Here is a 12,416-nt window from a genome sequence, read left to right on the forward strand (position 1 = left end):
GACAGCAGGTTGCTGAACGCCTACCCCGCATGGCGCAAGGCAATGGTGGAGCCCGCATGAAGATCATCGTCGGTAACAAGAATTATTCGAGCTGGTCGCTGCGCGGCTGGCTGGCCGCGAAACAATCGGGACTGTCGTTCGAAGAGATCGTCGTGCCCCTGTTCGGCGAAAACTGGGAAGCCACCAAGCAGGGCGGGGAAATCCGCCCCTCCAGCGGCAAGGTGCCGATCCTGTGGGACGACGAGGTCGTCGTGTGGGACAGCCTCGCCATTCTCGAATATCTTTCGGACAAGGTCGGGCGCGACCGCTTCTGGCCCAAGGACGACGCGGCCCGCGCCATGGCGCGTTCGATGGTTGCCGAAATGCATTCCTCCTTCGCCGCATTGCGCAGCGAATGCCCGATGAACGTGCGCAAGCGCTTCGACGGTTTCGAGCCGAGCGAGGCCTGCAAGGATGATATCCTGCGCATCCTCGGCCTATGGGCGGAAGCGCGCAGCCGCTTCGGCAGCGGCGGGCCGTTCCTGTTCGGCACCTTCGGGGCGGCGGACATCTTCTTCGCGCCTGTTGTCAGCCGGTTCATCAGCTACCAGATAGCGGTCCCCGGCTTCGCGGCGTCCTATATGCAGGCGCTGTGGGAGCACGAGTGGATGCAGGCATGGATTTCGGCATCGGAAAGCGAAGAATGGGCTATCGAGCAATACGACACGGTCTCCTGACCGCACTGACGGCGCTGGCCGCGCTGCTTCCGGCACAAGCGAGCGCGTGGGGCTTTTACGCCCACCGCACCACGGCCGAGATCGCGAACGAGAACATCCGTCCGGAAACGCGCGCCGGCATCGTGAAGTTGCTGCGCGCGGCGCCGGAACTGGGTGTCGCCGGTTGCGACCTCGCTACGCTTGAGGACGCGAGCGTCTGGCCCGATTGCCTGCGCAAGGATTACTGGCGCTGGGGTTACACTTTCGCCTGGCACTATCGCACCACGCCGGTGTGCGAGGCGTATGAGCCGCGCAAGAATTGCTCGGGACAGAACTGCATCCTCGCCCAGATCGAACGCAACCAGCGGATCCTTGCCGACGAAGGCCTGCCGGCGAATGTCCGACTGGAAGCGCTTGCTTTCCTCGTCCACTTCATCGGCGACGTGCATATGCCGCTGCATTCGGGCGATCACGAGGATCGCGGGGGCAACGATATCGAAACCGCCTATGGCATCGCGCCGGGACTGAACCTGCACTGGATCTGGGACGGCCCGCTGGCGGAACGCGCCATCACCTCCTCGCCCACTCCGCTGGTGCGTCGCTACAGCGCCGACGAACGCGCGGAGCTGGGCGGCGGGACGCCTGCCGACTGGGGCCGCGAGAGCTGGGAGACAAGCCGCGATTTCGTCTATCCCAATGCCTTCGACCGCCCCCCGTGCGAAGGTGCGGACCTGCCCGAGGAAACGGCGCTGACGCAGGAAGATATCGAGCGCGCGATCCCGATTTCGCAGCGCCGTGTCGTGCAGGCGGGTATTCGCATGGCCGAATATCTCGATGCCGCCTTCGCGCCGGGCCCCTTGCCGGAGCCGGAGCGCGACTAGGGTACGCGACTGGTCGGGTAGGGCGTGCCGTCCTTTTTGAAATAGCCATCGGGCGTGAACACCATGTCGATGTCGGGATATTCACCCCTGTCCGCATCCCTGTCGCCCCCGCTGATGGCGATGAAAACGCAGGGAATATCGCCGCGGTTGTGGAGCTGGTGGCCGTTCGGCTCTCCTGCGGGCCAGGCCAGGATATCGCCGGGGCCGACGGGAATTTCGCCCTCGTCCTCGATCAGGACGGCCTCGCCCTGGAGCATGATCACCAGCTCGTCCTGCCCCTCGTGCCAGTGCCGCTGAGAGGAATAGGCACCCGGGTCCAGCACCACGTGGCTCGCGCCAAGCTTCGTGAGCCCGGCGACCGGTGCGAGGCGGCGATAGTTGCGCCCCGCCACGTCGGCATCGAAGGGCGGCGGGTAGCCGGTCGCATTGGTCTGGGGGATGGCGTCGAGATCGAGCTTGGGCATTGGCACTCACTCCTGCTAGCGGACACAGCATGACCGAAGTCCTCGAACTCGCCAAGCGCCTGATGGCCGCTCCCAGTGTCACCCCGGCAACGGGGGCCGTGTTCGACGCGATGGAAGCGATGCTCGCGCCGCTGGGGTTCGAGATCACCCGCTTCACCCGCGGCGACGGCGAGCCGCGCTCGCCCGAAGCGCCGGTCGAAAACCTGTTCGCCATCCGCCGCGGTCCGGAAGGCTCGAAGCACTTCGCCTTCGCCGGACATCTCGACGTGGTGCCGCCCGGCAATGGCTGGACCAGCGATGCCTTCGAACCGGAAATCAGGGGGGACCTGCTTTTCGGACGCGGGGCGGTGGACATGAAAGGCTCGATCGCCTGCATGGTCGATGCCGTCGCGAATGTCCCCGCAGAGGCCGGTACCATCAGTTTCATCATCACGGGCGATGAGGAAGGCCCCGCGCTCCACGGCACCCGCGCCCTGATCGATTTCATGCGCGAACAGGGCCACCAGCCCGACCTCTGCCTTGTCGGAGAGCCGACCAGCGTCAATCGCCTCGGCGACATGATGAAGATCGGGCGGCGCGGCTCGGTCAACATCTGGCTCGAGGTCGAGGGCACGCAGGGCCATGTCGCCTATCCGCACCTTGCCGACAATCCGATCCCGAAGCTGGTCGCCATGCTGGCCGAACTCGATGCGCTGGTGCTCGATGAGGGGACCGACTGGTTCCAGCCGTCCAATCTCGAGATCACCGAAGTCGACGTGCCCAATGATGCGCACAACGTCATTCCTGCGGTGGCCAAGGCGCGTATCTCCATCCGCTTCAACGACACGCATTCCGGCGCGTCACTGTCGGAAAAGATCGGCGCGATCGCGCAAAAGCACGGCGGCAAGGCCCTCCCGATCATTTCCGGCGAGCCGTTCCTGACGCCGCCGGGCGAATTTTCGGACATCATCGCCCGCGCCGTGAAAGCGGAAACGGGCATCGATCCCGAACCCTCGACCACGGGCGGCACTTCCGATGCGCGCTTCCTTCGCGCCGTCTGTCCGGTGATCGAATTCGGCCTTTGCAACGCGACGATGCACAAGCGCGACGAAGCGGTAGCCATCGAGGACCTTTCCACGCTAAGCCGCATCTACACGGCGATCGCGAAAGACGCGCTGGGATAAGACACGCCGGCAGTAAGACCGGGAGGGTAGGGGATTGAAATGCTGAAGGTCTGGTTCGAAATTCCGCTTTGGCAGCGCGTGCTGACCGCCCTGATCTTGGGCGTGCTGACCGGCTATAGCTGGGGCCCGGATGCGGAAAGCATCAAGTGGATCGGCGACTTCTTCATCAAGTCGATCAAGATGCTGGTCGTCCCGCTGATCTTCTTCAGCCTGGTGGCTGGTGTCGCTGCCATCGGCGACCTCAGGAAACTGGGCGCTGTCGGAGGCAGGGCCATGCTGCTCTTCGTCGTAACCGGCCAGATCGCGGTCTGGCTCGGCCTGGCGCTGGGCACGCTGGTCAAGCCCGGTGCAGGCGTCGACACCAGCGCCATCGCGCGCGGCGAGACGCCGGTGCCGAACGAGACGACCGCGGTGGACATGATCCTGTCCATCGTGCCTGAAAGTCCGGTGCAGGTGATGGCCGATGTCGCGGTGCTGCCGCTGATCGTGTTCTCGCTCCTCATCGGGATCGGCATCCTGATGGCCGGCAAGGAGGGCGAGCCGGTCCAGAAGATCTTCGATAGCGGCGCAGTGGTCATGCAGAAAGTCACGATGATCGTGATGGAACTGACCCCCTTCGGCGTCTTCGCGCTGATGGCCTGGGTGGCGGGCACGCTCGGCCTCGATGCGCTGGTCAGCCTCGCCAAGCTGGTGGGTCTCAATTACCTCGGCTGCCTGCTGATCATCGGCCTGATCTACGGCAGCATGATCAAATTCCTCGCCAAGCTGCCGGTGCGCGACTTCTTCCGCGGTATCGTGGACGCGATGGCGGTGAGCTATTCGACCGCTTCGTCCAACGCCACGCTGCCGGTGACGCTGCGCTGTGCAGAGCGCAATCTGGGCGTATCGAACTCGGTCGCGGCCTTCGTGATCAGCCTCGGCGCGACCATCAACATGAACGGCACGGCCATGTACCTCGGCCTCGCCACGCTGTTCGGGGCGCAGATTTTCGGGGTCGACCTGTCATGGGGCGACTACTTCCTAATCTCGATCCTGGCGACGCTCGGCGCAGTCGGCGCGGCGGGTATCCCGGGCGCAGGCCTCATCATGATGGCGCTGGTCTTCGGCGCGGTCGGCGTGCCGCTGGAAACCATCGCCTTCGTGGCAGGCGTGGACCGGATCATGGACATGATGCGCACCACGACCAACGTCAGCGGCGATGCTGCCGTGGCGACGACCGTGGCAGTGATGACGGGCGAGATCGACAAGGCCGAGATGGTCTCGGCGGACGATGTTTAAGCCTACCCTTCTGTTGCCGATCTTCTTGGCGGCTTGTGGTCCATCGGCAGGAGAGAAGCTCTACAGCCGAGAGGGTTTGGTGGAGGTCGAAAATCGGGCTTCACTTGATCGTGAAATTGAAGAAATATCGTCATCGATAAAAGCCCCTGTGCGGGACCTACAGGAAGATAATGACAGCCTTCCGATGTTTTTGCTCTCGAACGACGACGTTACGGTCTTGGTGCAGCACAAATTTGACAATAATTGCGACTGGTCTGCGGGGTGTACGTGGAAATACAGTATTACCGCTACCGACTACGGCCAAGACCGTGCGGAACAGCAGCGCCTCGTTGACACCGCGTTAGAAGCCATCAGGCAAAGGTAGCCTCACCGCCCCTTCGGCTTCTCCAGCACCTTCTTCTGGTAGCTGCACAGATCAGCCACCTTGCAGCGCCAGCACTCGGGAGTGCGTGCCTTGCAGACATATCGCCCATGCAGGATCAGCCAGTGATGCGCGCCGAGGCGGAAGGGCTGGGGCACGCGCTTTTCGAGTTTCGCCTCGACCTGCTCGGGCGTCTTTCCCTTGGCGAGGCCGGTTCGGTTGCCGACGCGCAGGATATGCGTGTCGACCGCGAAGGTTTCCTGCCCGAACCAGCAATTGAGCACGACGTTCGCAGTTTTGCGGCCCACGCCGGGCAGCCGGACGAGGTCATCGCGCGTGTCCGGAACCTCGCCGCCATATTCGTCGACCAGCAGCTGGCTGAGCAGGATCACGTTCTTCGCCTTGGAATTGAACAGGCCGATGGTCTTGATGTGCTCTTTCAGGCCCTCTTCGCCCAGCTCCAGCATCTGCTGCGGCGTCTCGACCTCGCGGAAGAGGGCGCGGGTGGCCTTGTTCACGCCGACATCGGTCGCCTGCGCTGACAGGGCCACGGCCACCACCAGCTGGTAGCAATTGCCGTATTCCAGCTCGGTCTCGGGCGAGGGGTTGTCCTCCGCCAGGCGGCGGAAGAATTCGAAAATCTGGTCCTTGGTCACGTATCCTCGCGGGTGTCTTCGTCGTCGAGTTCGCCCTTCTCGCGGGCTTTCTCGAGGGCTTTCTGGATTTCTTCGCGGCGGTGCTGCATCGCATCGCTGAAGGCGGCGGCGACGATGCCAGTCGGCAGCGCCACCAGCAGCACGCCGGTGATCGCCACCAGCGATCCGACGACGCGGCCCGCCGAGGTAATGGGATAGGCATCGCCATAGCCCACGGTGGTAAAAGTTATGACCGCCCACCACAGCGCACGCGGGATGCTGCCGAATGCTTCGGGCTGCAATTCGCCCTCGATCCAGTAAAGCGCACTTGCTCCGCAGAGCAGAAAAACGAAAGCGAAAGCGATGCAGACGAGCAGGTCATAACTGCGCTCGCGAATGGCCATCGCCATTTCCTTCGTCGCCGCGGTGAAGCGGCCGAACTTCATGATCGAGATGACCCTGAGCAGGCGCACGACGCGCAGGGCTGCGGCATTGGCGATGAAGAACGGGGCGAAGGTGACGAGTATGACCACGAGGTCGATCACCCCGAGCGGCGAGAGCATGAAGCGCAGCCGTTTCGACAGGGCCGAGCCAAGGCCGGGATGTTCCGGCGCGGCATAGATACGCGCCGCATATTCGGCGAGGAAGACGATCCCGAACGCCAGCTCCGCCATCAGGATTTCGTCGTGCCACTGGCGGTCGAACTCGACCTCGGTCGACATGATCGCGGTGACGACGGCGGCGATGATGACCCAGACCAGCACGATGTTCAGCAGCGTCAGGCGGCCATCGGTCTTCGCGCCGATATGAAGCTGGTGGTAGAGGAACTGCCGCAGGTTCATCGTGTCAGAGGCCGAGGACCTCCTCCATGGTGTAGCGCCCTGCCTCGCGCGACAGCAGCCATTCGGCGGCCTTCACCGCGCCGCGCGCGAATATCTCGCGGTTTTCGGCGCTGTGCGACAGCGTCAGGCGCTCCTGCTCTCCGGCAAGGATGACGCTGTGTTCGCCGGCAACGGTCCCGCCACGAAGGGCGGCAAAGCCGATGGCCCCGCGAGCGCGTGCGCCGGTCTGTCCGTCGCGCCCGCTTTCGCGCTTGTCGGCAAGATCGATCCCGCGGCCCTTGGCCGCAGCTTCGCCCAGCAGCAGGGCTGTACCGGAAGGCGCATCAACCTTGCGGCGGTGATGCATCTCGACGATCTCGATATCCCAGTCGTCGCCAAGGCGCTCTGCCGCCTCGCGCACCAGGTATGCCAGCAGGGTGACGCCCAGTGAGGTATTGCCGGTCTGTAAGACCGCTGTCGCACGGGCCGCCTCGTCAATCGCTTCATGATGTGACTGTTCGAGGCCGGTGGTGCCGATCACGATGGGCACGCCTGCCCCGACGGCTGCGTGGAGGTTGGCGGCCAGCGCGCCGGGTGCGGAAAAGTCGATCAGCGCATCGCAGGCATCGGCAAGCGCCGACGGATCGCCGCCCTTGTCGATCCCGCCCGCATAGGTGTGGCCCGATGCCTCGATGACGCGCTTCAGCGCCTCGCCCATCGCACCCTTGCTGCCGATTACGCCGAAACTTGCCATTGCCCCTCCTTGCAGTTGTGTGGTTCATGGAACCTATGGCCGAGCTACGCAACATTGTCGTCCTGACCGGGGCCGGCATTTCCGCCGAAAGCGGGATCGATACCTTCCGCGACGCAGGCGGTCTGTGGGAGAAGCACCGGGTCGAAGATGTGGCTACGCCGCAGGGCTACGAGCGTGATCCGGTGCTTGTTCAGCGCTTCTACGATGCGCGCCGCGAGGCGGTGCAGAAAGTCGCGCCCAATCCGGCGCACGAGGCGCTGGCGCGGCTCGACCGGGAATGGGAAGGCGGGTTGCTGATCGTCACCCAGAATGTCGACGATCTGCACGAGCGCGCCGGGGCGAGCCGCGTGGTCCATATGCACGGTGAATTGCTTAGCGCGCTATGCCCGATGTGCGAGCGTCGCCACCGCTGGACCGGCCCCCTCATCGATCGCCCGGAATGCCCCAGTTGCGAGGCGCGCTCGCTCAGGCCCGATGTCGTCTGGTTCGGCGAGATGCCTTACCAGATGGACCGCATCTATGCCGCCTTGCGGAGCGCGCACCTGTTCGTGTCGATCGGCACGAGCGGCGCGGTCTATCCCGCCGCAGGCTTCGTCAGCGACGCGCGCGAGCTTGGCGTAAAGACGCTCGAACTCAACCTCGAACGCAGCGAGGGATCGCACTGGTTCCACGAATCGCGCCAGGGACCGGCCGGCAAGCTGGTCCCCGACTGGGTCGATGAAGTGCTCGGCACTGGGTAATTTCTCAAGGTTTCGCGGCTATAGAGGGGTCATGTCGCGGAGAGCCAAGATCATTTGTGCCATCCTGGTGCTGCCATATCTCTATGTCGCCTATTTGTGGTGGGAGATCCTTTCGTCCGAAAGAGGCCTGCTCACGGGTGACGTGATCTTCTACACGCTGGCCCTCCTGGTGCTGACCCCGCTCGTGATGGTGCTTGCAGGCGGCACTGCTTTCGTCAGCGCGCGTCGCAATACGAAAGCGAGCCTCGCGCAGCACGATTATGCGAGTGCAGCGAAAAGCGGAGGCTGCGCCTATTACGGCCTACGCGCACTGATCAGCGGCGGGCTGCTGCTGGCCGGAATGGTGTGGTGGGTGCTCGATACGCCGGAGCCCGGTCGCGACCGGCTTGGGCGGATATGCGAGGAAAGCCCCAACGGGTCGAGCGTGCGTTGCAGGACGGATCCCGAACGCAAGAAATCGGCGCTTGAGCAGGCCAATGAGAAGCGCCGCCAGGAGTGGTGGCGCTAGCCGCAGCCCTTGCAGGCCGGATCCTTGGTGATGGAAAAAGCCCTGAGACCCGGGTTTAGTCCGTCCAGCAGGTAGACTTTCCCCCAGTCCGACCGTCCGAAGGCGCTCACCCCGTCGAGCAGGATACGGACCGCGTGCATGGCGGCGAAGCTGGCGACCCAGCCCGCCATAGCCCCCAGCATTCCGTCTTCCGCGCAGGTGTCGCAATCCTCGGCATCGAAGGCATCGCCGACAAAGCAGCGATAGCATGACTGGTCCGGCAGATGTCCGGCAAAAGCCCCGACCTGTCCCTGGAAGCGGCCCACTGCGGCAGAAAGCAGCGGCACGCTCGCCCTGACGCAGGCGTCGGAGACCGCCAGCCGCGTGGCGAAATTGTCGGTCCCGTCCATCACGAGGTCCGCCCCTGCCACCAGCGCATCGACATTGTCCGCATCGATCCGGCGGTCGCTGATCTCCACCTCCAGGACGGGGTCGAACAGCTTCACCCAGCGCTTGGCGCAGGTGGCCTTGCCATAGCCGATATCGCGCTCGTTATAGAGCGTCTGTCGCTGTAGGTTGCTCGCATCGACCTTGTCGTCGTCGACCAGTGTCAGCCTGCCGATCCCGGCGGCGGCGAGATACTGCAATGCGGGAGAGCCGATCCCGCCGAGGCCGACCAGGACGAGGTGCTTGTCCGCCAGCGCTACCTGTCCTGCGCCGCCGATTTCGGGCAGTACGATATGGCGGGCAAAACGTTCGAGGCGCTGTTCGTCGAGGCTCACTGTGTCGTGTCCTCGCTGCTTTCTGGCAGGCGCTCCTTGCGGAAGCCGTGCATCCCGTTCCACCACTGGAGCCCGATAACCGCGCCCTTGGACGGCTGGAGCATGAGCATCATCATGGCGACCGCCAGCGGTATGACGATGGCGAGCACGCCCCACGCGGACAGGTTCTCGCTCGAAGCCAGGGCGATGATGACGGGTGCGAGGAGGTGGCCGGTGACGAAGATCGCGATGTAGGCGGGAAAGTCGTCTGCCCGCTGGCCCGAGATATCCAGCCGGCAGGAGGGGCACGTGTCCACCGGCTTCAGCCAGCGGCGGAAGATTTTCCCATCACCGCACCGTGGGCAGCGGCAGCGCGCTCCGCGGAGCAGCGTCTCCCAGATCGAGGCGGGCAGGTCGGGGCGCTTGGCCGATGGATCGTCGAGGGGCATGCGGAGCCTTTGCCCCCTAAGACACGCGCTGTCGACAACCCTGTGAACAGGGTGTCGACAAGCGGTGTGCTGGTTGTGGAGCGATCCGAAGGGCTGCGGCGGTGTCCGCCGTCAGCTTTCCAGCTGTCTGAGCAGGCTGCGCACGTCGCCGTCCATGTCGGCGTCGCGTTCGCGAAGGTCCTCGATCAGGCGCACGGCATGGATCACGGTCGAGTGATCGCGTCCGCCGAACTTGCGCCCGATTTCGGGATAGCTGCGCGGGGTGAGCACCTTGGAGAGGTACATGGCAACCTGGCGCGGGCGTACCACTGCGCGGGCACGGCGCTTGCTGCTCATTTCCGAGCGATCGATCCGGTAGAACTGGCAGACCGTGCGCTGGATTTCGTCGATAGTGATCCGGCGGCGGTTGGCCGACAGGATGTCGGTCAGTTGCTCTTCGGCCAACTGCAGCGAAACTTCCTGGCCAGTCAGCTGGGCATAGGCGATCAGCTTGTTGAGGCCGCCGACCAGCTCGCGCACGTTGCGCGTGATGGTGCGGGCGAGAAACTCGATCACGTCTTCCGGCACGGCAAGCGGAGCGAACTTGCTCAGCTTGGAGTGGAGGATCTTCTTGCGCAGCTCGATGTCGGCGGGCTGGATGTCTGCCACCAGGCCCATCGACAGGCGGCTGAGGAGGCGTGGTTCCACCCCGTCGAGCGCCTGCGGTGCGCGGTCGGCGGCAAAGACCAGACGCTTGCCTTCGTTGAGCAGCGCATCGATCGTGTAGAGCAGCTCTTCCTGAGCCGAAGCCTTGCCGATGATGAACTGGATATCGTCCACCAGCAGCAGGTCGAAGCTGCGCAGGCGCGCCTTGAATTCGATCATCCGGTTGGCTTTCAGGGCCTGGACGAATTCGACCATGAAGCGTTCCGCGCTGCAGTAGAAGATGCGGCTGCGGGTGTGGGTCTTCAGGAAGGTGTGACCGATGGCGTGAAGCAGGTGCGTCTTGCCCTGGCCGGTCGCGGCCTTGAGGTAGAGCGGGCTGAACTGCGGCTTTTCGGTCGCGGCCATGCGCTGAGCTGCGTTGAACGCAAGGATATTCGCCTCGCCGGTAACGAAAGCGGCAAAGCTGAGCGAGGCATCGAGGCCGACGCTGGAGGTGAAGCCCTGATCGCCGAGCGTATCGGCGCCGATAGCCATCATCGAAGTGTCGCTGTCGTTGGCGGGGCGACGGCCATCGCCGTGAAGGCGCAGGTCGGCGACCTGGCGGCGTCCCGGATGGACCGAAATGTTCACCTTGCGCACTTCGCTGCGGGCGATCTTCCAGGCCAGGCTGAGGCGGTCGGCGAACCGGTCCTTCACCCAGTTGGCGCTGAACTCCGTCGGCAGGAAAAGGTCGAGCGTGCCGGTTTCGGCATCGATCTTCCCGACCTGGATCGGCTTGATCCACTGGCTGTGCAATTGATGACCGAGATCCTTGCGCAGCCCCTGGCTGATGTCAGCCCAGTCGGCTGCCAGGTTTACTGCCTCCAGATCCTCCATATCGTCTTTCGCTTTCCGCTTATTGGCGAGGTCACCCGATTTGACCATGTGAATTCAACCCCCCGTATCCGGCCCCGTCCGAGGGCGGAAAATTCTGTTTTCGTCGCGGGGGCGGCACGGCTCCGCCGTTGCCCGGAATCGCATGATTCACGGGCATCCCCCCAATTCGACCGTCGATGTAATTGGCCTGGGCTGTCCCCCCCAGGCAGACCCATTTGATAGGTCCCAGATGGGATGAGTCGCAAGGGGGATAACTGCAAAAAATCTGAAATAAACTTGTTGACTCGCCGAAGGCCGCAGACCGCCGTTCAAACCCCTGTTTTTCCGTCGATATGCCTGTCCGGCGAAGGCGAATCGTTGGAAACGCTCACTTTTGCCTGAAGGGCCTGCGAGAGGCTCTCACGCAAATCCGCCGATGGACCCCAGATGTGTCAAAGGGGCCGACACCTGCGGCGTCGACCCCTTTGTCAATTTCGTGTCCGGCGTCACCGCCGGGGCCGCGAATCAGAGCGCAGCGACGCGCTTCGTAAGACGGCTCAGCTTACGCGAGGCCGTGTTCTTGTGCAGGACACCGCGAGCAACGCCGCGAGCCATTTCGGGCTGGGCTGCCTGGAGGGCGGTCTTGGCGGCATCCTTGTCGCCAGCTTCGCAGGCCGTTTCGACCTTCTTCACGAAGTTGCGGATGCGGCTCATGCGCGCACCGTTGATTTCGGCGCGGCGTTCGTTGCGGCGGATGCGCTTTTTGGCTTGCGGCGTATTGGCCATGTCTGTCCTCGGTCGGGCCGCATCAATCTTGCGGCGGAAATCTGTTTGGTCGTGTCGAAAGAGGCGGATGCCCCGCCGGAAAGCGGCGCACTTAGCGGCGGGCGTGCGAATCGTCAAGCATATCGTCCAGCCCGGCGTGTCGCGGCGATCGTCCCTGGGCGAGGAACCGCGTGCACCGCCTCCTGTTGCCATTATATGGGAAGGGTATGCGAAAGGACAATACGTGACCGACAAGCTGATCAAGACCGACGCCGAATGGCGCGAAGAGCTCACGCCCGAACAATACCATATCCTTAGGGAGAAGGGCACCGAGCGCGCCTTTACCGGCAAGTACGACAAGAACGCGCAGGACGGCGAATACCATTGCGCGGCGTGCGGGCAGCTGCTCTTCGAAAGCGACGAGAAATACGACAGCGGCTGCGGCTGGCCGGCCTTCACCGCTCCGGCAGACAATACCGCCGTCGAGGAGCACCGCGATACCAGCCACGGCATGATCCGCACCGAGGTTGTGTGTTCCAATTGCGAGGGCCACCTCGGCCACGTTTTTCCCGACGGGCCGGGTGAAACGGGCCTGCGCTACTGCATCAACTCCGCAGCGCTGGATTTCGAACCGGAAGAACCGGAAGGCTAGGCGCTGGTGG

Annotated in this window: 16 protein-coding genes; 8 read left to right on the plus strand and 8 right to left on the minus strand. The window is 63.9% G+C overall.

Going from position 1 to position 12,416, the window contains the following annotated elements:
• Positions 1 to 56 precede the first annotated feature (56 nt).
• On the plus strand, positions 57 to 716 hold the full coding sequence (locus tag K3179_RS07175) for a glutathione S-transferase family protein (protein WP_221563490.1): 660 nt from the start codon (positions 57 to 59) through the stop codon (positions 714 to 716).
• A complete protein-coding gene (locus K3179_RS07180; RefSeq protein ID WP_221563492.1) occupies positions 683 to 1,576 on the plus strand; it encodes a S1/P1 nuclease in 894 nt (297 codons plus the stop codon). The genes K3179_RS07175 and K3179_RS07180 overlap by 34 nt, the downstream gene beginning before the upstream one ends.
• Here K3179_RS07180 and K3179_RS07185 read toward each other — a convergent pair.
• The gene (locus K3179_RS07185) at positions 1,573 to 2,040 is read right to left on the minus strand and encodes a cupin domain-containing protein (RefSeq protein WP_221563494.1); all 468 of its coding nucleotides are present in this window, start codon (positions 2,038 to 2,040) and stop codon (positions 1,573 to 1,575) included. The genes K3179_RS07180 and K3179_RS07185 overlap by 4 nt on opposite strands.
• 29 nt (positions 2,041 to 2,069) lie before the next feature.
• Between K3179_RS07185 and dapE the strand changes: the two genes are divergently transcribed.
• From dapE to K3179_RS07200, 3 genes are read left to right on the plus strand one after another with little or no spacing between them, the layout of a single operon-like run.
• On the plus strand, positions 2,070 to 3,203 hold the full coding sequence (gene dapE / locus K3179_RS07190) for a succinyl-diaminopimelate desuccinylase (RefSeq protein WP_221563496.1): 1,134 nt from the start codon (positions 2,070 to 2,072) through the stop codon (positions 3,201 to 3,203).
• A 39-nt stretch (positions 3,204 to 3,242) separates the two neighbouring features.
• Positions 3,243 to 4,481: a dicarboxylate/amino acid:cation symporter gene (locus tag K3179_RS07195; RefSeq protein WP_221563499.1), complete on the plus strand. Its 1,239-nt coding sequence runs from the start codon at positions 3,243 to 3,245 to the stop codon at positions 4,479 to 4,481.
• Positions 4,474 to 4,845, plus strand: a complete 372-nt coding sequence (locus K3179_RS07200; RefSeq protein WP_221563501.1) for a hypothetical protein — start codon at positions 4,474 to 4,476, stop codon at positions 4,843 to 4,845. Before K3179_RS07195 ends, K3179_RS07200 begins: the two co-directional genes overlap by 8 nt.
• Before the next feature lie 2 nt (positions 4,846 to 4,847).
• Here the strand turns inward: K3179_RS07200 and nth are convergent, their stop codons facing one another.
• From nth to dapB, 3 genes are read right to left on the minus strand one after another with little or no spacing between them, the layout of a single operon-like run.
• Positions 4,848 to 5,498 carry an endonuclease III gene (gene nth, locus K3179_RS07205; protein ID WP_221563503.1) on the minus strand — a complete coding sequence of 217 codons (651 nt, stop codon included), beginning with the start codon at positions 5,496 to 5,498 and terminating at the stop codon, positions 4,848 to 4,850.
• Positions 5,495 to 6,319 (minus strand): ion transporter, encoded by an 825-nt coding sequence (locus K3179_RS07210; protein ID WP_221563506.1) that lies wholly within the window; start codon positions 6,317 to 6,319, stop codon positions 5,495 to 5,497. Before K3179_RS07210 ends, nth begins: the two co-directional genes overlap by 4 nt.
• Before the next feature lie 4 nt (positions 6,320 to 6,323).
• On the minus strand, positions 6,324 to 7,052 hold the full coding sequence (dapB, locus tag K3179_RS07215; protein ID WP_221563508.1) for a 4-hydroxy-tetrahydrodipicolinate reductase: 729 nt from the start codon (positions 7,050 to 7,052) through the stop codon (positions 6,324 to 6,326).
• A 35-nt stretch (positions 7,053 to 7,087) separates the two neighbouring features.
• Here dapB and K3179_RS07220 point away from each other — a divergent pair, with 35 nt between their 5' ends.
• Entirely contained in the window at positions 7,088 to 7,792 is a 705-nt protein-coding gene (locus K3179_RS07220; RefSeq protein WP_221563510.1) for an NAD-dependent deacylase, read from the plus strand.
• 31 nt (positions 7,793 to 7,823) lie between these two features.
• On the plus strand, positions 7,824 to 8,300 hold the full coding sequence (locus tag K3179_RS07225; RefSeq protein ID WP_221563512.1) for a hypothetical protein: 477 nt from the start codon (positions 7,824 to 7,826) through the stop codon (positions 8,298 to 8,300).
• On the opposite strand, the gene K3179_RS07230 is transcribed toward K3179_RS07225, so the two are convergent.
• The 4 genes from K3179_RS07230 to rpsT form a co-directional block, all read right to left on the minus strand.
• Positions 8,297 to 9,061, minus strand: a complete 765-nt coding sequence (locus tag K3179_RS07230; protein ID WP_221563514.1) for a HesA/MoeB/ThiF family protein — start codon at positions 9,059 to 9,061, stop codon at positions 8,297 to 8,299. The two genes, K3179_RS07225 and K3179_RS07230, sit on opposite strands and share 4 nt — an antisense overlap.
• The gene (locus K3179_RS07235; protein WP_221563516.1) at positions 9,058 to 9,489 is read right to left on the minus strand and encodes a DUF983 domain-containing protein; all 432 of its coding nucleotides are present in this window, start codon (positions 9,487 to 9,489) and stop codon (positions 9,058 to 9,060) included. The genes K3179_RS07230 and K3179_RS07235 overlap by 4 nt, the downstream gene beginning before the upstream one ends.
• A gap of 111 nt (positions 9,490 to 9,600) precedes the next feature.
• Positions 9,601 to 11,058 (minus strand): chromosomal replication initiator protein DnaA, encoded by a 1,458-nt coding sequence (gene dnaA / locus K3179_RS07240; RefSeq protein WP_221563518.1) that lies wholly within the window; start codon positions 11,056 to 11,058, stop codon positions 9,601 to 9,603.
• Between the two features lie 456 nt (positions 11,059 to 11,514).
• The gene (gene rpsT, locus K3179_RS07245; protein ID WP_221563521.1) at positions 11,515 to 11,775 is read right to left on the minus strand and encodes a 30S ribosomal protein S20; all 261 of its coding nucleotides are present in this window, start codon (positions 11,773 to 11,775) and stop codon (positions 11,515 to 11,517) included.
• 223 nt (positions 11,776 to 11,998) lie between these two features.
• Between rpsT and msrB the strand changes: the two genes are divergently transcribed.
• Positions 11,999 to 12,406, plus strand: coding sequence for a peptide-methionine (R)-S-oxide reductase MsrB (gene msrB, locus K3179_RS07250; protein ID WP_221563523.1), 408 nt, complete (start codon positions 11,999 to 12,001; stop codon positions 12,404 to 12,406).
• Positions 12,407 to 12,416: the final 10 nt, after the last annotated feature.

It is taken from the genome of Qipengyuania intermedia (assembly GCF_019711615.1).
Classification (GTDB): Bacteria; Pseudomonadota; Alphaproteobacteria; order Sphingomonadales; family Sphingomonadaceae; genus Qipengyuania; species Qipengyuania intermedia.

What these genes read in the sequence shown, in the direction of transcription:
- dnaA (WP_221563518.1), bottom strand. Translation starts at nt 11,058, where the DNA reads ATGGTCAAATCGGGTGACCTCGCCAATAAGCGGAAAGCGAAAGACGAT.
- K3179_RS07185 (WP_221563494.1), bottom strand. Translation starts at nt 2,040, where the DNA reads ATGCCCAAGCTCGATCTCGACGCCATCCCCCAGACCAATGCGACCGGC.
- dapB (WP_221563508.1), bottom strand. Translation starts at nt 7,052, where the DNA reads ATGGCAAGTTTCGGCGTAATCGGCAGCAAGGGTGCGATGGGCGAGGCG.
- K3179_RS07175 (WP_221563490.1), top strand. Translation starts at nt 57, where the DNA reads ATGAAGATCATCGTCGGTAACAAGAATTATTCGAGCTGGTCGCTGCGC.
- K3179_RS07200 (WP_221563501.1), top strand. Translation starts at nt 4,474, where the DNA reads ATGTTTAAGCCTACCCTTCTGTTGCCGATCTTCTTGGCGGCTTGTGGT.
- K3179_RS07235 (WP_221563516.1), bottom strand. Translation starts at nt 9,489, where the DNA reads ATGCCCCTCGACGATCCATCGGCCAAGCGCCCCGACCTGCCCGCCTCG.
- K3179_RS07220 (WP_221563510.1), top strand. Translation starts at nt 7,088, where the DNA reads ATGGCCGAGCTACGCAACATTGTCGTCCTGACCGGGGCCGGCATTTCC.
- dapE (WP_221563496.1), top strand. Translation starts at nt 2,070, where the DNA reads ATGACCGAAGTCCTCGAACTCGCCAAGCGCCTGATGGCCGCTCCCAGT.
- K3179_RS07195 (WP_221563499.1), top strand. Translation starts at nt 3,243, where the DNA reads ATGCTGAAGGTCTGGTTCGAAATTCCGCTTTGGCAGCGCGTGCTGACC.
- K3179_RS07225 (WP_221563512.1), top strand. Translation starts at nt 7,824, where the DNA reads ATGTCGCGGAGAGCCAAGATCATTTGTGCCATCCTGGTGCTGCCATAT.
- rpsT (WP_221563521.1), bottom strand. Translation starts at nt 11,775, where the DNA reads ATGGCCAATACGCCGCAAGCCAAAAAGCGCATCCGCCGCAACGAACGC.
- K3179_RS07210 (WP_221563506.1), bottom strand. Translation starts at nt 6,319, where the DNA reads ATGAACCTGCGGCAGTTCCTCTACCACCAGCTTCATATCGGCGCGAAG.
- K3179_RS07180 (WP_221563492.1), top strand. Translation starts at nt 683, where the DNA reads ATGGGCTATCGAGCAATACGACACGGTCTCCTGACCGCACTGACGGCG.